The following is a 22,404-nucleotide window of genomic DNA, read 5'->3' on the forward strand; positions in this document are numbered from 1 at the left end:
ACTTCATGGGGAGCATGCAGCATGGACGGCGTGACCAACGTGCCCGGACCGGTGAACGAGCCGGTCAAGTCCTACGCACCGGGCAGCCAAGAGCGCGCCGCGCTGGAGGCGAAGATCAAGGAACTGGGCGGGCAGCAGCTCTCGCTCACCATGACGATCGGGGGCGAGCAGCGGCCGGGAGCCGGCTCGCCCATCGACGTCGTGGAGCCGCACAACCACCGGCACACGCTGGGGCAGCTGAACAACGCCACGGACGACGACGTCCGGACCGCGATCGAGGCCGCCCGTCAGGCAGCCCCCGGCTGGCGGGCGCTGTCCTTCGACGACCGCGCCGCGATCTTCCTCAGGGCCGCCGAGCTGCTGGCCGGGCCCTGGCGGGCCACGATCAACGCGGCCACGGTGCTGGGCCAGTCCAAGTCGCCCTTCCAGGCCGAGATCGACGCGGCCTGCGAGCTCATCGACTTCTGGCGTTACAACGTGCACTACGCCCGGCAGTTGCTCACCGAGCAGCCGGGCAACGCGCCGGGGATCTGGAACCGGCTGGAGTACCGTCCGCTCGAGGGCTTCGTCCTGGCGATCACGCCGTTCAACTTCACCTCGATCGCGGCCAACCTGCCGACGGCGCCCGCGCTCCTGGGCAACGTCGTGATCTGGAAGCCGTCGCCCACCCAGCAGTTCTCCGCGCACTTCCTGATGCGGCTGCTGGAGGAGGCCGGGCTCCCGCCCGGAGTGATCAACATGGTCACGGGCGACGGGCAGGCCCTCTCCGAGGTCGCCCTGCCGCACCCGGACCTGGCCGGCATCCACTTCACGGGCTCCACCGCGACCTTCCAGCACCTGTGGCGCACGGTCGGTGAGAACATCGCGGGCTACCGGGCGTACCCCCGGCTGGTGGGGGAGACCGGCGGCAAGGACTTCATCGTCGCGCACCCCTCCGCCGACCCCGCCGTGCTCACCACCGCCCTGATCCGGGGCTCGTTCGAGTACCAGGGCCAGAAGTGCTCGGCCGCCTCGCGCGCCTACGTCCCGAGGTCCCTGTGGGACCGGGTGCGCGACGACTTCTGCGACGAGGTCGAGGCACTGAGCATGGGCAACGTCGCCGAGGACCTGTCGCTGTTCATGGGCGCCGTGATCGACCGGAGGGCGTTCGACAAGCACCGGGAGGCCATCGCGCGGGCCCGCGCGACCGACTCGATCCGGCTGCTGGCCGGCGGGGACACCGATGACACCGAGGGCTTCTTCGTCCGCCCGACGGTCCTGGAGTCGGCCGACCCCACCGACGAGATCTTCACCAAGGAGTATTTCGGCCCGATCCTCGGCGTGCACGTCTACGCCGACGCGGACTACGACGCGATGCTCGCGCAGATGGAGGGCGCGTCGCCGTACGGCCTGACCGGGGCGGTCATCGCGCAGGACCGCGCGGCCATCGCGGCGACGAGCGAGCGGCTGCGGTTCGCCGCGGGCAACTTCTACATCAACGACAAGCCCACCGGCGCGGTCGTCGGCCAGCAGCCCTTCGGCGGTGCCCGGGCCAGCGGCACCAACGACAAGGCCGGCTCGATCTTCAACCTGATCCGGTGGGTCAACGCCCGCACGATCAAGGAGACGTTCGTGCCGCCCACCGACTACCGCTACCCCCACATGGGCTGACCGGAGCTCCACCCGCCCCGACCCCCACCCGGGGACCCGACCCACACCTCCGTGATCATGCAATCGTTCGACGAACGATTGCATGATCACGGAGGGCGGGCGGGCGGTGAGTTGCACGGAGCGCCCGGGAGGCAAGACCATGGGGGCGCGCCCGGTCCTGGTCCCGGCCCGTGGCCCCCCGCCTCCCTCGGAAGCTTGGAACCGCATGTCCATGACGCACCACCGCCTGGTCCTCTGGAACATCGATCACACGCTGGTCGACGTCGGGAGGGTCACCCGCGAGGCCTACGCGGAGGCCTTCCAGCGGGTGACGGGGCGTCCGCTGGTGCGGCTGGCCCCCACCGCGGGGCGTACCGAATCGGAGATCATCTTCGAGACGCTGGCGTTCAACGGCGTCCCGGCCACCGACGAAACGCTGCCGGCGTTCTTCGACGCGCTCGCGCACACCTTCGCGGCCCGGCGCCGCCTCGTGCGGGAGCAGGGCAGGGCGCTGCCCGGCGCCCGGGAGGCGCTCGACGCGGTGGCCCGGCTGCCCGAGGTCGTGCAGTCCGTGCTCACCGGCGCGATCCAGCCCAATGCGATCATCAAGCTGACCGAACTCGGGCTCGACCGGCACGTGGACTTCGAGGTCGGCGGCTACGGCTCGGAGATCTACCCCAAGGGCGCGCTGGTGGAGCTGGCCCGGACCCGGGCGACCCGCAAGTACGCGGTGCCCTTCGGCGAGTCGACCACGGTGATCATCGCCGACTCGCCGCTGGACGTCCGCGCGGCCCATATCGCCCGCGCCACGATCATCGGGGTCGCGACCGGTGCCGCCACCGAGGCGGAGCTGCGTTCCTCGGGCGCCGACGTGGTGCTGCCCACGCTGGCCGACACCACCACCGTCGTGCGTGCCATCGAGCATCTGACCGGCCGTAACGCCTCCTGATCGAGGAGCGCTCCCGGCCGGTGGTCCGATCGCGGGGAGGTCCGTCCCGGGGCCGGAGTTGCACCCCTGCCTGCGGGAGCGGCTAAATGGTCATTGTCGAACTGGGAGGTGGCGCGATGCCGGTGGCCGAGGGTTCGCCGCTCTGGGAGCCGTCCGCGGAGGTCGTGGAGCGCGCGCAGATCACCCGCTACCTGCGCTGGCTGCGGGACCGGACGGGCGCCGCGATGGCCTCCTACGACGAGCTGTGGCGCTGGTCGGTGGAGTCCCCGGACGAGTTCTGGGACTCCCTCTGGGACTACTTCGAGGTGATCGGTCATCGTGGTGACGGCCCGGTGCGGTCCGGCGGGCCGATGCCCGTGGACGGGCTCCGCTGGTTCCCCTCCGCGACGCTGAACTACGCCGAGAACGCGCTGCGCCGGGCCGATGATCCGGAGTTCCGGGACCGTACGGCCGTGATCTCCCGGAGCGAGCCCGCCGCCGGCGGCACGGGCCGTACGCTCACCTGGGCGGAGCTGGCCGGCGAGGTCGCACGGGCCCAGGCCGGGCTGCGCTCGCTGGGGGTCGGTCGCGGCGACCGGGTGGTGGCCTACGCGCCGAACATCCCCGAGACCCTGATCCTCTTCCTGGCCACCGTCTCGCTGGGCGCGATCTGGTCGTCGTGCTCGCCGGACTTCGGGGCCCCCAGCGTCGTCGACCGGTTCACCCAGATCGAGCCGGCGGTGCTCGTGGCCGTCGACGGCTACCGCTACAACGGCTCGGCCTACGACCGGACCGGCGTCGTCCAGGAGATCCGGGAGGCGCTGCCGACGGTGCGGGCCACCGTGCTGATCCCCTACCTGGACCCCGCGGCCCGGCTGGACGGGGCCACGGCCTACGGGGAGCTGCTCGCCGGGGCGGAGGCGGAGGCGGGCGGCCCGGCGGAGCCGGTCTTCGAGGCGGTGCCGTTCGACCACCCGCTCTGGATCCTCTACTCCTCCGGCACCACCGGGCTGCCCAAGCCGATCGTGCAGGGCCACGGCGGGATCGTCCTGGAGCATCTCAAGGCGCTCGCCTTCCACCAGGACCTCGGGCCCGGCGACGTGTTCCTCTGGTACACCACGACCGGCTGGATGATGTGGAACTACCTGGTCGGCGGGCTGCTGGCCGGCACGACCGTGGTGCTGTACGACGGCGCCCCCGTCGACCTGTGGGAGCTGGTCGCCGACACCGGGACGACCTACTTCGGCACCGGCGCCCCGTACCTCATGGCCTCGCGCAAGCAGGGCCTGCGGCCGGGCCGCGACCTCGACCTGTCCCGGCTGCGCGGCATCGGCTCCACCGGCTCGCCGCTGCCGCCGGAGGGTTTCGACTGGGTCTACGACGCGGTCGCCCGTGCCGGAGGGGCGGATCTGCTGCTCGGCTCCCTGTCGGGCGGTACGGACGTGTGCACCGGCTTCGTCGGCCCCTGCGTCCTGCTGCCGGTACGGGCGGGGGTCATCCAGTGCCGGGGGCTCGGCGCGAAGGTCGAGGCGTACGACCCGTCGGGGCGGCCCGTCATCGACGAGGTGGGCGAGCTGGTCCTCACCGAGCCCATGCCGTCGATGCCGCTGTACTTCTGGAACGACCGGCCCGCCGGGAGCTCCGGTGCCCGTTACCGCGAGTCGTACTTCGCGGACTTCCCCGGGGTCTGGCGGCACGGTGACTGGATCAAGATCCTGCCGGACGGCGGCTGCGTCATCTACGGCCGCTCCGACTCCACCCTGAACCGCGGCGGGGTGCGCATGGGCACCTCGGACTTCTACCGGGTCGTGGAGGCGTTCGACGAGATCGCCGACAGCCTGGTCATCGACACCGGGCAGCTCGGTGCCGACGGCCGCCTGATCCTGTACGTGACGCTCGTCCCGTCCTTCTCGCTGGACGAGGAGCTGACCGGCCGGTTGCGCGCCGCGCTGCGCTCGGCGCTGTCGCCCCGGCACGTGCCGGACGAGATCCATGTCGTCCCGGGCATCCCGCGCACGCTGTCCGGCAAGAAGCTGGAAGTGCCCGTCCGCAAGATCCTGCAGGGTGTGCCGCCAGGCAAGGCGGCCAATCCCGACGCCATGGCCAACCCCGAGGTCCTCGCGTATTTCACCCCGCCGGCCCAGGGCGGCGCCTGACGGCGGCGAGCCTGGTTCCGGTCGGCCGCATCCGACCGGAACCAGGCTCAGGGGGACGCGCTCAGGACGCGCTTGCGCAGATGACGTAGACGCTGATCCCGACGGTGCTGTAGTTGTTCTGGCGGCCGAGGCCTATCCAGCCCCTCCCGTCATCGGTGGGGAAGCTGCCGACGAGGATCGCGTCGTTGCCCTGGGCCTCGGCGCCGCCGCCCACGGCCCGCTTGCCGCTCGGGCACAGGACCGTGCGCCGGCTGAAGTTGGGGACGTTGGCGTTGGGCAGCTTGACGAGCTGGTAGCCGGTGATGTCGGCGGCCCGTGCGGGCGCGGACACGGAGGTGGCGGACGATCCCGGGGTGGCGGCCACCACCGTCGCCAGGCTCGCGCCGGTGAGGGCGGCCAGCGCGAAACCTGCGAGCTTCTTCGCCTGCATTGCTCTCCTTCGATGATCCCGGGCCCTGCCGGGCCGAGGCCTCGCGGGACGCCCGGCAGATGGCCCGCCGGGACGCCCCGCGAGGGAGGGGTCGGTATCTCACGGAGAGTATCTCTGTAATTACTTACCGTGTCCATACCCATCCGTTGCCGTCGGGCGGATCGGTCGAGTTCGGGGTGCGGGGCTGTCGAGCCGTCCGCGGCCGGGCGGGGGACTCCGGGCGGGCCGCCCGGCCCGCCGCGGCGGACCGGCGTCGGCGCAGGCGGCGGAGCCCGATGGCCGAGCCCGATGGCCGGGGTCTGACTGTCGTACGTACGCGGGCCGGTTTCCGTTCAACCGTTGCCGCGTGTGGCCACCCTGGCGGACGGGCCTGTGCAGGAAGTTACCGCCCGGTTAGGTTCTCCTGACATGGCAGCTCACAGCACATCGGCCCCGCTCCGGAACCGCCGCGGGGCACTCCGCGCCACGATCGCCGGAGCGGCGGTGGCCGCGCTGGCGGTGAGCGGGGTCCCGGCCGCCCACGCGGCCGGTGCCCTGCGGCTCGAGGTAGACGGCACCAAGGACCTGCCCGACGCGTCCCCCGGCGACGGCCGGTGCCGCGCCGCCGACGGCACGTGCACGTTGCGCGCCGCGGTCATGGAGGCCGACTCCAACCCGGGCTCGACGATCGTGGTGCCGTCCGGTCACTTCACGCTCACCATCCCGCCACCGCTGGGCCGGGCCTTCGGGGACTACACCCTGGGCGACGCCGCCAGCGGCAACCTCAAGATCATGGCGCCGACCACCATCACCGGGGCGGGCCCGGAGTCCACCGTCATCGACGGCGGCCGCCTCGACCGGGTCTTCACGGTCCTGCGGAGGACCACCATCTCCGGGGTGACCGTCACCGGCGGGGAATCGGCGCCCACCGCCTCGCCGTACAACTACTACGGCGGCGGCGGAGTGCTCAACACCTCCGAGCTCACCATGGAACGCGTGCGCATCACCGGCAACACCTCGACGTTCGGCGGCGGCGTGTTCAACATCCCGTTCAGCTCGTTCACGCTCCGCGACAGCCTGGTCGACCACAACCAGGCAGGGGAGGCGGGCGGCATCCGCTTCGACTGGCAGGGGCTGGTCGAGCGGTCGACGATCTCCCACAACCGCGTGGTGAACCCGCACGACCCCTCCCGCCCGGGAGAGCTGGCCGGGCTGGGCGGCGGCATCGACGCGCGGATCCTCGGCCTCGACATCGTGGACTCGAAGATCATTGACAACTACGCCGACGACGGGGGCGGTGGCCTCAACATCACTCTCGGCTATCTGCCCGACCCCGGAGCCCCGGTCTCGGACGCGATCGGCAGCATCGCCGGGCGGATCCGGCTGAAGAACTCCATCGTCGCCGGCAACACCACCAAGGCCGGCCCGGGCGACTGCCGCGCCGTGCTGGCCCGGTACGAGTCGCTGGGGGGCAACACCGACTCCGACCGCAGTTGCAGGCTCACCCGGCCCACCGACCACCCCGGAGGCTGGATCGGGGTCCCCTGACCGCACCGTGGTCAGGGGACCTCTCATCCCGCGCGCTAGAGGCTGGTCGGGACGCGGGGGAGGGGATGCCAGGCGGGGCGTGTGGCGCCCACGAACGCACGGCGGTAGTAGCTGGCGAACCGTGCTACTCGGACATGGTCACCGGTGTGCGGTGAGTGGATGAAGCGGCCGCGGCCGACGTACATCCCGACGTGCCCGAGTCCGTTGAAGAACAGCAGGTCTCCCGGCTGCAACCGGCTGACCGGGACGTGCGTGCGGATGGTGTGGAACTGCGAGCGGGCCACCCGGGCGAGTCGTACGCCCGCGTGCCGCCAGGACTGCTGGACGAGCCCGGAGCAGTCGAAACCGCGCCGGCCGGTGCCGCCGAAGACGTACGGGCGGCCGCGCTGGTTGTAGGCGAAGCGGACCGCGCGGGAGGCGCGGGTCCTCCATTTCGCGACCAGGGTCGCCCGCCGATGTCGTACGCCCTCCTGCACCAGCGCCAGCCGCAGCGCCCGGCGCTGTCCCGACTGCAGGCCGGGGACGGCCTGCAGGGCCCGCAGTGCGTGCAGGTCGTGCAGCCCGTGCAGGCCGCGCAGGCTCCGGATGCCCTCCACGCTCTGCAGGTCGTGCAGGCTGCGGAGGCCGTGCAGGTCGTGCAGGCTGTGCAGCCTGTTCAGGGCGCGTGAACCCAGCAGGTCCGCCGAGGCGTGCCGGCTCCGGTGGGCGCGCGGGTAGTGCGGAGATCGCGGGTTCCGCGCGGTGTGCAGAGCCCGCGGGCCGCCCAGGTCGATCGTTTTCAGTGGATCGAGTGTGAGGGACGCGGCGGGCGGGTTCTGCTGGTTCTGCGGGTTGGAGGCGTGCGGTGCCGCCGGCGCGGCCCCCGGCAGGTGGGCCCCCGGCAGGTGCGCCACCGATGCGGGCGCCGGCAAGGGCGCCGCCGCCGGGTGCTGCGGGAGGTGAGGGACCTGCAGCTCGCCCAGTCCGCTACGGACCTGCAGGGCGCGCAGATCGTCGATGCTCGGCATGTCCTGATCATCGAGGTCCTGTAATCCTGATAGGCCGGGCAGGTTTCGCATGTTGGGCAGATCCTGAACGTCCGGGAGACTTCCTGGATCCTGTGCCGTCGGCAGCAGCGTGCCCGACTGTTGCGCCAGCGGCCGGGGATCCTGATTCGCCTGGCCCTGGGGCTCGGCGAACGCCGTCGCCGACGCCGCGACCAGAGCCAGACTGAGGCCCGCCGTAGCAGCGGCGGCCTTTACCGGAACAGACACTTGCACTCCTCCTTGATGAACCAGTGAAGATCACTAGGCGTGTCTCTACCCCTGCCCGCGTAATTACAAGCCCGTGTTTCTCCGGTCTGAACTGCGCTTTCGTGCGGCTCATCCTGGTTGATGGGTAACTCCGACGGCGGATCGAACCGCAACCCGGAAAGACGCATCTCACTGAATGCGGGACCGACCGGACACTTGACCGGCAGGCTCGCCAGACCCCGAGAGGAGCGGTCCGTCATGCAGGCGACGACCGTGGACCAGATGGCCGGGACGCCACTGCGTGCGGGAGATCCGCGACGTTTGGGACCGTACGAGCTGCTCTCCAGGCTGGGCACGGGCGGCCAGGGAGCCGTCTTCCTCGGCCTGGCCCAGGCCGGCCAGGGCGAGGCCGGCACGCCCGGCGTGCGTAAAGTCGCCATCAAGCTGCTGCACTCGGACCTGACCGAGGACGTCGCCGCGCGCGCCCGGTTCGTCCGGGAGGCGGTGGCGGCCATGAAGGTCGCCCGGTTCTGCGCGGCTCAGGTGCTGGACGCCGACGTCGAGGGCGACCGCCCGTACATCGTGAGCGAGTACGTCGAAGGCCCCTCGCTGGCGCAGCTCGTGCAGGAGCAGGGGCCCATCGGCGAGGGCACGCTGGAGCGGCTGGCGATCGGCACCGCGACCGCGCTGGTGGCCATCCACCAGGCGGGCATCGTGCACCGTGATCTCAAGCCCGCCAACGTCCTGGTGGCCTCGGACGGCCCCCGCGTGATCGACTTCGGGATCGCCAAGGCACTGGACGGCACCTCGACCGTGTCCAGCCGGGTCGTCGGCACCCCCGCGTACATGGCGCCCGAGCAGTTGCAGGGACTGCCGGTCGGCCCGGCCATCGACGTCTTCGCCTGGGGCGCGTTGATGACCTTCGTCGCGACCGGCCTGCCGCCGTTCGGGATGGACTCGATCCCCCTGGTCGTCAACCGGATCCTCACGATGGACCCGCAGCTGGGAGAGCTGTCCGGGCCCATGCGTGAGCTGGTCCGGGACTGCCTGGCCAAGGACCCGGCCGAGCGCCCGACGGCCCGCCAGATCCTGCTGCGCCTGCTCGGCCAGGACGAGGTCGCGGCACCGCTGGCCGGACCCGACCTGGTGGGCACCGAGGTCCTGGAGCAGGCCGCGACCCTCGCCGCGACGAGCCTTTCCTTCGCCGCCCGCGCGGCGGGGACGCCGGACGGGCCCTCGGCTCGCGGCCGGACGTCGCCGGTCGCCGGGGGCGCACCGAACGACGCCATGGCCGCGACGGCGCCCGCGGCCGGGTACGGAGCACAGGCCGCGGCGTTCGGGATGGGCGGTCGCGTGCCCGACGCCGCCACGCAGCCCGCGGCCGGGTACGGGGCACAGCCCGCGGCCGACTTCGCGCAGACCCCGTACGAGCCCCGGCGCCGCGCGGGCGGGGCCGGCCGGCGGGCCGCCCTGGCCTGCGCCTGCGGGCTGGCGGCGGCGGCGACGGTGGCCGGAGTCCTCCTGCTCTCCCAGCATGACCCCTCGACGCCGGTGAAGAACGCGGGTTCGACGTCCAGCGCGAGCCCGTCGTCGACGGCCGTCACCTCGACCGATGACGACGGCGGCACCGCCCCCGCCTCGCAGGGCACCCGTCCGCAGCCCGCCGGCACGCCGTCGGCGAACGCCGGCACCGGCGGGACCACCGCCACTCCCGGCACCACCGCCACCCCGGGCACCACCGGGGGGACCGGCGGGGGTACGACCGGGGGCGGGACTACCGGCGGGACCGGCGGCACGACCGGTGGCAACCACGGCGGCGGCACCGGCACCGGCGGAACGGGCACCGGCACCGGCGGGACCGGGACCGGCGGGACCGGCACCGGCGGTACCGGGACCGGCACCGGCACGGGAACAGGGACCGGCACGGGAACGGGCACCGGCACGGGAACAGGGACCGGCACGGGAACAGGCACCGGCACGGGCACCGGCGGGACCGGCACCGGCGGTACCGGGACCGGCACCGGCACCGGGACGACCGGCACGGGTGGTTCGACCGGCACGGGTTCGACCCAGCCGTCGAACTGCGGATACGCCGGCTGTAGCTGATCGTGCCGCGATTCACAGGCCGATCGCACCAACAGGCATCTAACACCGACCGGTCACGCGTCGTACGCTCGGGCTCAGTGACTGCGGGAGGAGCGGTCCGCCATGGACGACGGGGTTACGCACGGCACCACGACGCCTCTGCAGCCGGGTGATCCGCGGCGCCTGGGGCCGTACGAGCTGCTGGGCCGGCTGGGGGTGGGCGGCCAGGGCGCCGTCTTCCTGGGCAGAGCCGAGGACGGCCGGGAGGTCGCGGTCAAGCTGCTCCATCCCGAGCTGCTGGACAACCCGGCGGCACGGAACAGATTCATCCGGGAGGCGATCGCGGCCAAGAGGGTCGCCCGGTTCTGCGCCGCCCAGGTGCTGGACGCGGACATGGAGGGGGACCGGCCCTACCTCGTCAGCGAGTTCGTCCCCGGCGCGTCGCTCAAGGAACTGGTGGCGGAGCGCGGGCCGTTCACCGGCGGAGCGCTGGACCGGCTGGCGATCGGCATCGCGACCGCGCTGGTGGCCATCCACCAGGCCGGCATCGTGCACCGCGATCTCAAGCCGGCGAACGTCCTCCTGGGCCCGGACGGTCCGCGAGTGATCGACTTCGGGATCGCCAGGGCGCTCGACTCGACCTCCTCGACCTCCAGCAGGGGCATCGGCACCCCCGGTTTCATCGCGCCCGAGCAGCTGCGGGGCGAGGAGGCCGAGGGCCCCGCCGACGTCTTCGCCTGGGGCGCGACGATCGCCTTCGCGGCCACCGGCAGGTCCCCCTTCGGCTCGGACTCGGTGGGCGCCGTGCTCATGCGCAGCATGAGCGAGGACCCCGACCTGCACGGCCTGGGCGGCCCGCTGCGTGAGCTGGTCTCCGCGGCGATGGACAAGGACCCCGGGCGGCGCCCCACCGCCCGCGGGCTGCTGATGCGGCTGCTCGGCCAGGACGAGTCCCAGGTGTCGCCGTCCCCGTCGGCACCGGCGGCGGCCGAGATGCTGGCCGAGGGCGCCACCATGGCGGCCCGGCGCACGCCCCCGCAGGGGACCCCGGCACACCCGCCGACCGAGCTGGGGACCGCGGGCCCACCGCACTCACCGGCCGGGCATGGGACGCCGGCCGGTCCGTATCCGTACGCCCAGGACACCACGGTGGTGCCGCTGGAGAGCGCCGGGGGGCCGGACACCGCCCCGGTCTCCGGGCACGGGTACCCGCCCGGGGACCCTGCGCGGCGCGGTGGCCGGGGGGCGGCCCTGGCGGTGGCGGGGGCCGTGCTGGCGACCGTGGCCATCGTGGTCGGCGCCATGCTGATCGCCGACCACGGGCGGTCGTCCGGGCGGGTGGGGAACAACTCGACGACCTCGGTGCCCGCGTCGGCCGGGGACTCCGGCGGGCTCGGATCCCCGACCTCTGCGGCCCCGGAGCCGGAGCCGGACACCGCCACTCCCAGCCAGTCGACCACCCGGCCGGTGCAGCCGGTGACGTGCCGGAACGGCGCCCAGCCGGACGCCCACGGCCGGTGCCCGACGCTGCCTCGGCCCTGCCCGGCGGGGCAGATCCGCGGTTCGGACGGGCAGTGCATGCCGTCACCGTGCCCCAGCGGCCAGGTCCGGGGCTCGGACGGCATCTGTGTGGAGCCGACGACGTGCCCGCCCGGGCAGGTCCGTGATCACGGCGGTGACTGCGTCACGCCGGAGCCGGAGCCCTGTCCTGACGGGCAGGTGCGCGACCCGGACGGTCACTGCCCGGCCTACGGACATTCGGCCAGGCCACGACCCTCGATCGTGGGGACATAGCAGGAAATCTGGCTAAGGTATCGAGGGGGAGTGCCATGTCACAACGACGTGACGTGGTGGCGGTCGCATGCGAGAAACCCCGCGGGTTCGGCCTGTCTGCGGACGGCCATGCCCTGGTGGCGGGATCCTTGGCGCAGGCGGCCGGCGCATCACTAAGGAGTGAGACAGGTAATGGGCGGCAAGCTCGAAGAGGCAAAGGACGATCTGCTCAAGCGGGCGGCCGAGACCTGTGCCCGGACCCCCGGCACGGGAGCGGTGAACCTCGGCGACGCACTGGAGTTCCTGCGCCTCTACTACCGGGGAGTGGCACCGGAAGATCTACTCGACCGGGATCCCGCGGATATCTGCGGACCGGCGATGAGCCACCGGGCGCTGGGGGAGGACCGCCCGCAGGGGCGGGCGAAGGTGCGCGCCTTCACCCCCACCATCGAGGAGTACGGCTGGGATCCCGGCCACTCGATCGTCCAGGTGGTCACCGATGACATGCCCTACCTGGTCGACTCGCTCACGATGGAGCTCAACCGGCACCAGCTGACCACCCACCTCATCGTGCACCCCCTGCTCGGCGTGGACCGTGACGTCCTCGGGAAGCTGCACGGATTCCGCGGCCACCGCGACACCGACCAGGACCTCGACGAGTCCTGGACCCACATCGAGATCGAGCGAACCAGCGACCGGGAGCTGCTCGACCGCCTGGAGGACGACCTGCAGCGGGTGCTGCACGACGTACGCGCCGCCGTCGAGGACGAGCCGAAGATGCGCTCGCTGGCGGGCGGCATCGCGATCGAGATCGCCGAGCAGGCCCCGCCGCTGCCGCACAAGGAGATCGCCGAGAGCGTCGAGTTGCTCGACTGGCTGGCCGACGGCCACTTCACCTTTCTCGGTTTCCGCGACTACTCCCTGAGCGAGGACGGCGCGGCGCTGCGCACCATCCCCGGCACCGGCCTCGGTATCCTGCGCGAGGACAAGCAGGAGTCCGACAGCTTCGCCGCGCTGCCCCCCGAGGTCCGGGCAAAGGCCCGGGAGCGGCGGCTGCTCATCCTCACCAAGGCCAACTCGCGGGCCACCGTGCACCGGCCGCACTACCTCGACTACATCGGGGTCAAGAAGTTCGACGCCAAGGGCGAGGTGATCGGTGAACGCCGGTTCCTCGGGCTGTTCACGCACGTCGCCTACAGCGAGTCGATCTCGCACATCCCGGTGCTCAAGCGCAAGCTCGACGAGATCCTGCTGCGGGCGGGGTTCACCGCGGAGAGCTACGACGGCCAGGACCTGATCGAGATCCTGGAGGCCTATCCGCGCGACGAGCTGTTCCAGACCTCGGTGGACGATCTGGAGCCGATCGCCATGGGGGTGCTGCGGCTGCGGGAGCGCCGCCAGCTCAAGCTGTTCCTGCGCAAGGACGACTACGGCCGTTACATGTCGTGCCTGGTCTACCTGCCCCGCGACCGCTACACCACCAAGATCCGGTTGCGCATCCAGGAGATCCTGCGGCGCGCGTTCAAGGGCGTCCAGGTCGACTACAGCGCCCAGGTGTCGGAGTCGATGCTGGCCCGGCTGCACGTGGTCGTCCGCGGCGAACGCGGCCGGCAGCTGCCCGACGTGGACACCGACGAGCTGGAGCGGCGGCTGGCGGCCGCGACGCGGTCCTGGTCCGACGACCTGGCCGAGGCGATCGTCGAGCAGTGCGGGGAGGAGGGCTCCGGGCTGCTATCCCGCCGCTACGGCGACGCCTTCCCCGAGGGCTACAAGGCCGACTTCCCCGCCCGCACCGCCGTCGCCGACCTCAAGCGGCTCGACCTGCTCACCGAGTCCGGCGAGACCACGATCAACCTGTACGAGCCGTACAACGCGGCACCGGGTGAGCGGCGGCTCAAGATCTACCGGCTGGGGCCGCCCATCTCCCTCTCCCATGTGCTGCCGCTGCTGCACAACCTGGGCGTCGAGGTCATCGACGAGCGCCCGTACGAGATCGTCACCGCCGATCGCACGCCCTCGTGGATCTACGATCTGGGGCTGCGGTACACACCCTCCCCGGACGTCGCCGACGAAGAGGTCAAGGGCCTGTTCCAGGAGGCGTTCGGCGCTCTGTGGCGTGGTGAGATCGAGAACGACGGCTTCAACGCGCTGGTCCTGCACGTCGGGCTGAACTGGCGGCAGGCGATGCTGCTGCGCGCCTACGCGCTGTACCTGCGCCAGACCGGGACCTCCTTCAGCAAGCGCTACATCGAGCAGGTGCTGCTCCGCAACGCCTCCCTCACCCGGCTGCTCGTCCGGCTGTTCGAGAGCCGGATGGACCCGAGCCTGGCCGGCGGTGAGGACGAGCGCAGCGCCGGCATCGCGGAGGAGATCGAGGGCAAGCTCGACGAGGTCGCCAGCCTGGACGAGGACCGGATCCTGCGCGCCTACAACGCGATGATCCACGCCACCCTGCGCACGAACCTGTACCAGAACAAGCCGTACCTCTCCATCAAGTTCGACCCGCACCGGATCCCCGACGTGCCCCTGCCCCGGCCCAAGTACGAGATCTTCGTGTACTCGCCCCGGGTCGAGGGCGTGCACCTGCGCTTCGGCTCGGTGGCGCGCGGCGGGCTGCGCTGGTCGGACCGGCCGGAGGACTTCCGCACCGAGATCCTCGGCCTGGCCAAGGCGCAGGCGGTGAAGAACACCGTGATCGTGCCGGCCGGGGCCAAGGGCGGGTTCGTCGGCAAGCAACTGCCCCCGCCGGGCGACCGCGACGCCTTCATGAAGGCCGGCATCGAGTGCTACAAGGAGTTCATCTCCGGACTCCTCGACATCACCGACAACCTGGTGGACGGCCAGGTCGTGCCCGCGCCCGACGTCGTACGCCACGACGGGGACGACACCTATCTGGTGGTCGCGGCGGACAAGGGCACCGCGACGTTCTCCGACATCGCCAACGAGGTCGCCGCGTCGTACGACTACTGGCTCGGCGACGCGTTCGCCTCCGGGGGATCGGTCGGCTACGACCACAAGGCGATGGGCATCACCGCCCGCGGCGCCTGGGAGTCGGTGCGCTACCACTTCCGTTCGCTCGGCAAGGACGTCCAGAAGGAGGACTTCACGGTCGTCGGCATCGGCGACATGTCCGGGGACGTCTTCGGCAACGGCATGCTCCTGTCGGACCACATCAAGCTGCTCTTCGCCTTCGACCACCGGCACATCTTCATCGACCCCGACCCCGACCCGGCGGTGTCCTTCGAGGAGCGCAAGCGGCTGTTCGCCATGGCCCGCAGCACCTGGGAGGACTACGAGACCTCGCTGATCTCCCAAGGTGGCGGGGTGTTCCCGCGGGCCGCCAAGTCGATCCGGCTGAACCGGCACATCCGCACCGCGCTGGGCATCGCCTCCGACGTCGCGGCACTGGCCCCGTACGAGCTCATCCACGCGGCGCTCTGCGCCCCGGTGGACCTGCTGTGGAACGGCGGCATCGGCACCTACGTCAAGTCCGCGGTCGAGAACCACGCCGACGTGGGGGACAAGGCCAACGACTCGCTGCGGGCCGACGCGACCGACCTGCGCTGCAAGGTCATCGGTGAGGGCGGCAACCTGGGGATGACCCAGCTCGGCCGGATAGAGTTCGCCCGCGGCGGCGGCCTGGTCAACACCGACTTCATCGACAACTCGGCCGGGGTCGACACCTCCGACCACGAGGTCAACATCAAGATCCTGCTGGACCAGGTCGTCCGCGACGGCGAGCTGACCGGCAAGCAGCGCAACCAGCTGCTCTACGACATGACCGCCGAGGTCGCCGACCTGGTGCTGCCCGACAACTACCGGCAGAACGTCGTGCTGGCGGCGGCCCGCGCGCAGGCGCCCGGCATGATGCACGTGCACTCCCGTTACCTGCGCCGGCTCGAACGCGACGGCAAGCTCAAGCGGCGGCTGGAGTTCCTGCCCGACGAGAAGGTGATCGCCGAGCGCAGGCAGGCGGGGCTCGGGCTGTTCCAGCCCGAGTTCGCGGTGCTGCTCGCCTACGCCAAGCTCACCCTGGAGGACGAGCTGGTCGAGTCGGCGCTGCCGGACGAGAGCTACCTCGAGAGCTGGCTGGTCGACTACTTCCCGACCCCGCTGCACGAGAAGTTCCGCGGCTACATGGACCGGCATCCGCTACGCCGGGAGATCATCACCACCCAGGTGGTGAACGACCTGGTCAACCGGAGCGGCACCAGCTTCGTGTTCCGGCTCAACGAGGAGACCGGCGCGGACAACTGCGACATCGCCCGGGCGTACCTGGTCGCCCGCGCGGTGTTCGACATGCCGCGGTTCTGGGCCTCGGTCGAGGCGCTCGACCACCAGGTCGAGGAGTCCGTGCAGATATCGATGCTGCTGGAGGGCCGCAAGCTCACCGAGCGGGGCGCCCGCTGGCTGCTGCACAACCGGCGCCCGCCGTTCGACATCGCCGAGACCATCGGCTCCTTCGCCGACGGCGCGCTGGCCCTGGCGCCGGTCCTGGCCAAGCTCCTGGTCGGCCGGGACCTCGAGGCCTTCGACGAGCGCCGGTCGGCCTTCGCCGAGCGCGGCGTACCGGACGAACTGGCCGAGCAGGTGGCGGTGATGGTGCCGGCCTACTCGACGTTCGACCTGGTCGAGATCGCCCATGACACCGACCGGCCGGTGGAGGAGACCGCGGAGGTCTACTTCGACCTGGCCGACCGGTTGCAGCTCGCCCGGCTCCGCGACCGGATCACCGCGCTGCCCCGGGACGACCGGTGGCGCTCGATGGCCCGATCCTCGCTGCGCGACGATCTCTACGCGGCGCACGCGGCGCTCACCAGGGACGTCCTGCTGACCACGCCTCCGGGGATACCGCCGGAGGAGCGGCTGCTGGTCTGGGTGGAGAAGAACGAGGCCGCGGTGCTGCGGGCCCGCCAGACCCTCACCGAGATCGGGGAGAGCGACAGTTTCGACCTCGCCACGCTGTCGGTAGCCCTGGGCGCCATCCGCACCCTCGTCACGGCGAGCACCCTGCCCCGGTGACGTAGCGGTATGGAGGTACCCGGCAGGCCATCTGGTGTCAGAGCTTCCCCCAACCGGTGGCGCGGCGGCGGAATCGATCACCGTGACGCCTACCGTCCGTAGGTGGCGAGCCGGCCGGGTGGACTCCGTATGGCCCGCCGGGGGGAGGTGCCTTCTCGGCTCGCATTTGCCCTGACCACCCCGAGGCGGCCTGCTGATCGGGCGTGATCCAGGGCCGCGCATCGGTGGTCAGGGCAAATGTCACGGAGGAGCGGGTCTGGCCGCCGACCCCGACCCCGGCCCCCGGAAGTATGGAATCCGCTTGCCGAGCCGCTGCGCCTGAGCTTCTACCCCGTGATCATGCAATCGTTCGACGGACGATTGCATGATCACGAAGGGTGGGGGTTCAGCGGTCGAGGGTCCCGTGCCTGGCCTGGGTGAGCAGGGCGGCGAACTGGACGGGGGTCAGGGCCAGGTGGCCGGCGGCGGGGTGCTTGGAGTCGCGCACCCCGATGCCAGCGGGCAGCCGCGCGACCTCCACACACGCCGAGTCGTTGGCCCCTCCGCTGTGAGAGCTCTTTCGCCATTGCGTGGTCACAGGTATCGCTCCAGGTACTGCTTGATGATCTCGCGAGAGGCATCCTCGGAGGCGGCCTTCGCGCCGATTAAATCGAACATAACCGACATCTCCCGGACTTCGCTGGGCGACTCGATCAGGCGTCCACCGATCTGCGCACCGGCATATGCGATCTCGCGGTTGTCGAGACCGATGATCTGGAAGGGGCCGTCGGCGCCGAGATGTGCTCCTCCGGTGAAGGGTACGATTCTGACGATTATGTTCGGCTTGTCGGCCAGAAGTAGTAGTCGCTGGAGTTGGGCGCTTATGACGTCTGGACCACCGACCACGCGAGCCAGAGCGCTTTCATCCAGCAGAACCCAGATGTACGGCGGGTCCTCTCGATCGAGGATGGCTCGCTTGCGGGCGACGCGTTGCGCCATCTCGGCATCGAAGTCCTTGAAGGTGCCCGTCTGCACATAACACCAGGTGTACTCGTCGGTCTGGAGGGCGAGCGGGATGACCTGGCTGTGATAGATCTTGATCGAGAGGGCCTGTCTCTCGTACCCCGTGTACTGGCGAAACCAGTCGGGATTGTGGGCGGTGCGGGCGTACCAGAGCAGTAACTCGAAGAGGCGGCCGGTGCCGAAGTGGCCGTCGATGAGCCTGACCTGGTCGTCCTGGACCTTGTGGCGGCCCGCCTCCATGTTTGAAACAGACGAGCGTGCCGCGCCGATGATCTGGCCCCACTGAGTGAGCGAGAGACCCTGCTTTTCGCGTGTGAAGCGCAGGTAGTAGGCGAGGAAGTGCCAGAAGGAGATCTTGGGGTCGAGGGGATTGCGGACGATCGGCATGAGTCCTCCGCTGTTTTGAATTCTTGTGGACACAGCCGATGCTAGGTCCAGCGAGCCATTCTGAGAGCAGGAAATCGGAATGCGCTCCAAGGGCGGTACATCGGTGACGATGGCGACGGAACACCTGCTCATGCCCATGCTCGCGTCCCCGGCCACAGCGGGGCTCGCACGTACGCTTGCGGAACAACGGCTCTGCAAATGGGACTGTTCTCATATTTCCGACGATGCGCTTCTGGTGGTCACCGAACTGATCACCAATGCCATTCGGGAGACACCCGGGCAGGAGATAAAACTCGCCCTCCGCAGGGAGGCGGGCGCCGTGGTGATCGGCGTCTGGGACCGCAGCCCGCGCCCGCCCCGGCCGGCACCTCCGGTGGAGCCGGTCCTGGACGGCCTTGACCTGTCGGAGCACGACTTCGATACCGACGGCGGCCGGGGCCTGCATCTCGTCGCGGCCCTCTCCGCCGGCTGGGGTCACCAGCCCGACCCCATCGACCCCGCAACCGGCCGCTTGCCGGGTAAATGGGTCTGGGCCCGCCTGCGGACCTGACCCCGGCCAGTGGGACGCGGGGCGTGCGGGTCAGGGCGCGGCGGTGGCGCGGGTGAGGGTGACGTTCTCGCCGAGGACGGCCGCCCTGCCCCGGGTGGGGAGGTAGCCGATCGCCAGCCACATCCAGGTCGCCTCGGCTCTGCCCACGGCCTTCTCGGCGCCGCCCTCGCCGCCGCCCTCGCCGCCGCCCAGGTAGGCGCGGACCGCCGCGGGCAGGGTGGCCGCCGAGCCGGAGCCGTCCGAGGTCAGCCGGGTGGCCTGCGTGACGGTGTACCAGACGAGGGCGCCGCCGTCCTTGGTGCGCAGCGCGTACACCGGGGCGCCGCCGGGCGTGAAGGCGTCCGTCCGGCTCCAGCCGCCAGCGGCCGGCAGCGGCGCGCGCTGGGAGGCGGTGTACGGGTCGGGGGCGAACGCCGGAGAAGTCCGCCCGTTGAGATAGGCGGCATGGGCCGCGGGGAGCCCGCCCGGTGCGAGGACGAAACCGGCCGCCTGCGGGGCCACCGGCAGCGCGTACCCCTGACCGTCGGTGGCGATCTCCGGTGGCCGGCCCTTGAAGGGCAGCCGGTGCGCGGGACGCCAGCGCTCGGCCGCGGTCGCGCGGACGAACAGCAGCACCACCTCGACGGGCGCGCCGCCGCCTGGATGCTCCTCCAGGGCGGCGGCCGCGAACCACCGGGGGTAGCCGGTCAGCCTCGGGACGTACATCACCGGGTTGACCAGCGAGATCCTGCCGGACTTCGGGCGTCCGTGGCCGGCCGTCGCCTGGGCGGAGAGGACCTCCCGGAGCGGGCCGGTCGCGGTGTCCCGCCAGGCTTTGAGCTCGCCCGACGCCGCCGCGCCGTTGTGCCCGGTCACGTAGTCGTCGAGGACTTTCAGCGACTCGGGTGCCGTGATCGCCGGTGGGACGGCCGGCTCCGTGCTCCGCACATCGGCCACCGGGGGCGTCGCGTCGCCGGAACAGCCGCCGCACAGCACGGCGGCGCAGAGCAGTGCCGGGAGGAGGCGTCGGAGCATGGCCGATCCTGGAGCGTGGGGGTCACCAGTTGCGCGCGTCAGTGTACGTCGCACTGATCATCGGCGTGTCGCGTACCCGGACCTGGGGCCGCCGGGGAGCCCCCGAGGAGCCCTCAAGGTGCCGTCGGGGTTCCCGGACGGGTCATCGGGTGCCGGCGAGCCCGCACGCAGCGGTCGCTCGGGATAGTGCCGGTCGCCGGCACCCGAAGGTGCGTTGCACTCCCATCATCACACGGTGACCGGGAAATTACCCTGCGAATACGGAGAGTGGAGCCGACGGCCCGCCGCCACGAGGTCAGGCCACAGGGGTCAGGCCACAGGCGTCAGGCCACCGGGGGTCAGAGGGAGTCGCCGCCCTCGGCCTCCGCGCGGCGGAGCCAGCGGATCTCGGCGTCGATGAAGTCGTCGATCGCGCCGTCGAGGACGGCCTGCGGGTTGCCCTCTTCGTGGTTGGTCCGCAGGTCCTTGACCATCTGGTACGGCTGGAGGACGTAGCTGCGGATCTGGGTGCCCCAGCTGCTGGTGCCCTCACCCCGCAGCTTGTTCATCTCCTCGGCCTCCTCCTGCCGCTTGCGCTCCAGGAGCTTGGCCTGCAGGACCGTCATCGCGGTGGCCTTGTTCTGCAGCTGGCTGCGCTCGTTCTGGCAGGACACCACGATGCCGGTCGGCAGGTGGGTCAGCCGGACGGCGGAGTCGGTGGTGTTGACACCCTGCCCACCCGGGCCGGACGACCGGTAGACGTCCACCCGCAGGTCGTCGTCCGGAATGTCGATGTGGTCGGTCTGCTCGACGACCGGCACCACGTCGACCCCGGCGAACGAGGTCTGCCTGCGGCCCTGGTTGTCGAACGGCGAGATCCGGACCAGCCGGTGGGTGCCGTGCTCGCCGCGCAGCGTGCCGTAGGCGTAGGGGGCCTTGACGGTGAAGGTGGTCGACTTTATGCCGGCCTCCTCCGCGTAGGAGGTCTCGTAGATCTCGGTCGGGTAGCCGTGCCGCTCGGCCCAGCGGGTGTACATCCGCTGGAGCTGCTGGGCGAAGTCGGCGGCGTCCACCCCGCCGGCCTGGGAGTTGATGGTGACCAGTGCCTCGCGGGCGTCGTAGTCACCCGACATCAGGGTGCGGACCTCGAGCTGCTGGATGTCCTTGCGCAGCGACTCCAGCTCCCGCATGGCCTCGTCGCGGGTGTCGGAGTCGTCCTCGTCCGCGGCGAGCTCGAACAGCACCCCGACGTCGTCGAGGCGGCTGCGCAGCCCCTCGACCTTGGTCAGCTCGCTCTCCATGTACGACAGCCGGCGGGTGACGTCCTGGGCGTGATCCTGGTCGTTCCACAGGCTGGGGTCGGCGGCCTCCTCGCGGAGCTCGGCGATGTCGCGCCGCATCACGTCGAGGTCGAGTACGGCCTCGATGCCGGTGAGCGTCGAGTTGAGCTCCTTGAGCTGTTCCATGGGGTCGATGGCTGCCACGTCCCCCAGCTTATCGGCGGTCCGCCGCGCCCAGAGCGCCTGACGCCCTCCGGTGGCCGGGCGGCAAGATGGATGCGCAGTTGAGGCCGGTCGGGCATCGTGCGAGTTCGCGCGGATGGCAGAATCAGCGATCAGCATGGCGGATCACGGACGAACTGGGGGCGGTACGGTGCGAAAGACGGCGGCCGCGTTCACGGTCGTGCTGCTCCTGGCCGGGCCGACCGCCTGCGCGAAGCCGAAACGTACGCCGACCAGGACGGTCGCCGTCACCTCCTCGCCCGCGGCGGAGCCGCTCACCCCCCAGGTCGCCGCCCAGGCGCTGAAGGGCTATATCAACAACGAGGACGTGGCCAGGGCCAGCGGCGACGAGCGGCTGGCGCTGTCGTGGGCCAGCGACGGCCAGGCCCAGCTGACCGCGGCCGAGTTCCGCAAGTCGGCCTTCACCGGCGACCCGGTGTCCCGCTACGTCTACGGGACCCCAACCGTGTACGTCCCCCGGCTCAGCTCGTACCCGCAGTGGTTCATGGTGTCGATGGACCGGACCGTCCGGGGCGACCCCGCCTCCAAGCGCTCGGTCCTCATGGCCTTCAACCGGGCCTCGGTCACCGGCCGGTGGAAGCTGAGCCTGTCCACCCTGCTGCTCAAGGGGGTCAAGCTCCCCCAGGTGAAGCTGGACCCGGAGGGTTACGCGACGGCGCTGGCGACCTTCGACGGAAGCCTGGTGATCAGACCGCGCGACGTGCAGTCCATCCAGGCCGCCATGGCCGAGGAGGGCGCCACCAATCCCGGGCACCGGGTGATGAAGACCGGGACCTACACCTCGGGCTACTACACCCAGACGTTGAAGGCCCGCAAGAAGGCCAAGGAGGCCGGGCTGACCTACGAGCCCGTCTTCACCGCGACGGCCTTCCCGGTCTTCGGCCTGCGGACCGTGGACGGAGGCGGCCTGGTGGTGTACGCGCTGAACCGGCAGACCGTGACGTACGTCCGTAAGAAGGGCCTGCAGCCGGCCGTCCCGCGCGAGGTCGCACATCTGCTCGACTCACGGGTCCTCAAGGACCAGTTGCAGGTCTGGGAGACGCTGCAGTTCAGCGTCTACGACCCCGTACAGCCGAAGGTCAAGGCCCCGCAGCCCAAGGTGGACGTGATCGCCCATGACGGTGCGCCGACCAACGCGGCCAACAAGGCCAGCCCCTCCTAGCCCAT

15 protein-coding genes are annotated in these 22,404 nt (G+C 71.1%); 9 read left to right on the forward strand and 6 right to left on the reverse strand.

From position 1 onward, the window contains the following. The first annotated feature begins 21 nt into the window (after positions 1-21). From pruA to ACRYCC_RS02705, 3 genes are all read left to right on the forward strand, one after another. The gene (gene pruA, locus ACRYCC_RS02695; protein WP_433808290.1) at positions 22-1,650 is read left to right on the forward strand and encodes an L-glutamate gamma-semialdehyde dehydrogenase; all 1,629 of its coding nucleotides are present in this window, start codon (positions 22-24) and stop codon (positions 1,648-1,650) included. A 205-nt stretch (positions 1,651-1,855) separates the two neighbouring features. Then, positions 1,856-2,578: an HAD family hydrolase gene (locus ACRYCC_RS02700; protein ID WP_433808292.1), complete on the forward strand. Its 723-nt coding sequence runs from the start codon at positions 1,856-1,858 to the stop codon at positions 2,576-2,578. Positions 2,579-2,664: 86 nt separating this feature from the next. Then, complete coding sequence (locus ACRYCC_RS02705) at positions 2,665-4,713, forward strand: acetoacetate--CoA ligase (RefSeq protein WP_433808294.1); 2,049 nt, start codon at positions 2,665-2,667, stop codon at positions 4,711-4,713. Between the two features lie 61 nt (positions 4,714-4,774). On the opposite strand, the gene ACRYCC_RS02710 is transcribed toward ACRYCC_RS02705, so the two are convergent. Beyond that, positions 4,775-5,143: a hypothetical protein gene (locus ACRYCC_RS02710; protein ID WP_433808296.1), complete on the reverse strand. Its 369-nt coding sequence runs from the start codon at positions 5,141-5,143 to the stop codon at positions 4,775-4,777. A gap of 408 nt (positions 5,144-5,551) precedes the next feature. Here ACRYCC_RS02710 and ACRYCC_RS02715 point away from each other — a divergent pair, with 408 nt between their 5' ends. Next, positions 5,552-6,670, forward strand: coding sequence for a right-handed parallel beta-helix repeat-containing protein (locus tag ACRYCC_RS02715; protein ID WP_433808298.1), 1,119 nt, complete (start codon positions 5,552-5,554; stop codon positions 6,668-6,670). Positions 6,671-6,705: 35 nt separating this feature from the next. Here the strand turns inward: ACRYCC_RS02715 and ACRYCC_RS02720 are convergent, their stop codons facing one another. Then, positions 6,706-7,677: a C40 family peptidase gene (locus ACRYCC_RS02720; RefSeq protein WP_433808300.1), complete on the reverse strand. Its 972-nt coding sequence runs from the start codon at positions 7,675-7,677 to the stop codon at positions 6,706-6,708. Positions 7,678-8,160: 483 nt separating this feature from the next. Here ACRYCC_RS02720 and ACRYCC_RS02725 point away from each other — a divergent pair, with 483 nt between their 5' ends. From ACRYCC_RS02725 to ACRYCC_RS02735, 3 genes are all read left to right on the forward strand, one after another. Beyond that, positions 8,161-10,008: a serine/threonine-protein kinase gene (locus ACRYCC_RS02725; protein WP_433808302.1), complete on the forward strand. Its 1,848-nt coding sequence runs from the start codon at positions 8,161-8,163 to the stop codon at positions 10,006-10,008. Between the two features lie 102 nt (positions 10,009-10,110). Beyond that, positions 10,111-11,781 (forward strand): serine/threonine-protein kinase, encoded by a 1,671-nt coding sequence (locus ACRYCC_RS02730; RefSeq protein WP_433808304.1) that lies wholly within the window; start codon positions 10,111-10,113, stop codon positions 11,779-11,781. Positions 11,782-11,952: 171 nt separating this feature from the next. Then, a complete protein-coding gene (locus ACRYCC_RS02735) occupies positions 11,953-16,782 on the forward strand; it encodes an NAD-glutamate dehydrogenase (protein WP_433808306.1) in 4,830 nt (1,609 codons plus the stop codon). 385 nt (positions 16,783-17,167) lie between these two features. Here the strand turns inward: ACRYCC_RS02735 and ACRYCC_RS02740 are convergent, their stop codons facing one another. Next, complete coding sequence (locus tag ACRYCC_RS02740; protein WP_433808308.1) at positions 17,168-17,359, reverse strand: DUF397 domain-containing protein; 192 nt, start codon at positions 17,357-17,359, stop codon at positions 17,168-17,170. Then, positions 17,356-18,171, reverse strand: coding sequence for a helix-turn-helix domain-containing protein (locus ACRYCC_RS02745; protein ID WP_433808310.1), 816 nt, complete (start codon positions 18,169-18,171; stop codon positions 17,356-17,358). Before ACRYCC_RS02745 ends, ACRYCC_RS02740 begins: the two co-directional genes overlap by 4 nt. Positions 18,172-18,250: 79 nt before the next feature. On the opposite strand from ACRYCC_RS02745, the gene ACRYCC_RS02750 reads away from it, so the two are divergent. Further along, the gene (locus ACRYCC_RS02750) at positions 18,251-18,721 is read left to right on the forward strand and encodes an ATP-binding protein (protein ID WP_433808312.1); all 471 of its coding nucleotides are present in this window, start codon (positions 18,251-18,253) and stop codon (positions 18,719-18,721) included. Between the two features lie 30 nt (positions 18,722-18,751). Here ACRYCC_RS02750 and ACRYCC_RS02755 read toward each other — a convergent pair whose 3' ends face one another. Further along, entirely contained in the window at positions 18,752-19,735 is a 984-nt protein-coding gene (locus ACRYCC_RS02755; RefSeq protein WP_433808314.1) for a DUF8094 domain-containing protein, read from the reverse strand. Positions 19,736-20,073: 338 nt separating this feature from the next. Next, positions 20,074-21,198: a peptide chain release factor 2 gene (gene prfB / locus ACRYCC_RS02760; RefSeq protein WP_433808316.1), complete on the reverse strand. Its 1,125-nt coding sequence runs from the start codon at positions 21,196-21,198 to the stop codon at positions 20,074-20,076. Positions 21,199-21,367: 169 nt separating this feature from the next. On the opposite strand from prfB, the gene ACRYCC_RS02765 reads away from it, so the two are divergent. Further along, entirely contained in the window at positions 21,368-22,399 is a 1,032-nt protein-coding gene (locus ACRYCC_RS02765; RefSeq protein ID WP_433808318.1) for a DUF8094 domain-containing protein, read from the forward strand. Positions 22,400-22,404 lie beyond the last annotated feature (5 nt).

This window comes from Actinomadura scrupuli, assembly GCF_050971785.1.
GTDB classification, from domain to species: domain Bacteria; phylum Actinomycetota; class Actinomycetes; order Streptosporangiales; family Streptosporangiaceae; genus Actinomadura_E; species Actinomadura_E scrupuli.

Coding starts and splice junctions, on each gene's coding strand:
- pruA (WP_433808290.1), top strand. CDS start 22: ATGGACGGCGTGACCAACGTGCCCGGACCGGTGAACGAGCCGGTCAAG.
- ACRYCC_RS02700 (WP_433808292.1), top strand. CDS start 1,856: ATGTCCATGACGCACCACCGCCTGGTCCTCTGGAACATCGATCACACG.
- ACRYCC_RS02705 (WP_433808294.1), top strand. CDS start 2,665: ATGGTCATTGTCGAACTGGGAGGTGGCGCGATGCCGGTGGCCGAGGGT.
- ACRYCC_RS02710 (WP_433808296.1), bottom strand. CDS start 5,143: ATGCAGGCGAAGAAGCTCGCAGGTTTCGCGCTGGCCGCCCTCACCGGC.
- ACRYCC_RS02715 (WP_433808298.1), top strand. CDS start 5,552: ATGGCAGCTCACAGCACATCGGCCCCGCTCCGGAACCGCCGCGGGGCA.
- ACRYCC_RS02720 (WP_433808300.1), bottom strand. CDS start 7,677: ATGCCGAGCATCGACGATCTGCGCGCCCTGCAGGTCCGTAGCGGACTG.
- ACRYCC_RS02725 (WP_433808302.1), top strand. CDS start 8,161: ATGCAGGCGACGACCGTGGACCAGATGGCCGGGACGCCACTGCGTGCG.
- ACRYCC_RS02730 (WP_433808304.1), top strand. CDS start 10,111: ATGGACGACGGGGTTACGCACGGCACCACGACGCCTCTGCAGCCGGGT.
- ACRYCC_RS02735 (WP_433808306.1), top strand. CDS start 11,953: ATGGGCGGCAAGCTCGAAGAGGCAAAGGACGATCTGCTCAAGCGGGCG.
- ACRYCC_RS02745 (WP_433808310.1), bottom strand. CDS start 18,171: ATGCCGATCGTCCGCAATCCCCTCGACCCCAAGATCTCCTTCTGGCAC.
- ACRYCC_RS02750 (WP_433808312.1), top strand. CDS start 18,251: ATGCGCTCCAAGGGCGGTACATCGGTGACGATGGCGACGGAACACCTG.
- ACRYCC_RS02755 (WP_433808314.1), bottom strand. CDS start 19,735: ATGCTCCGACGCCTCCTCCCGGCACTGCTCTGCGCCGCCGTGCTGTGC.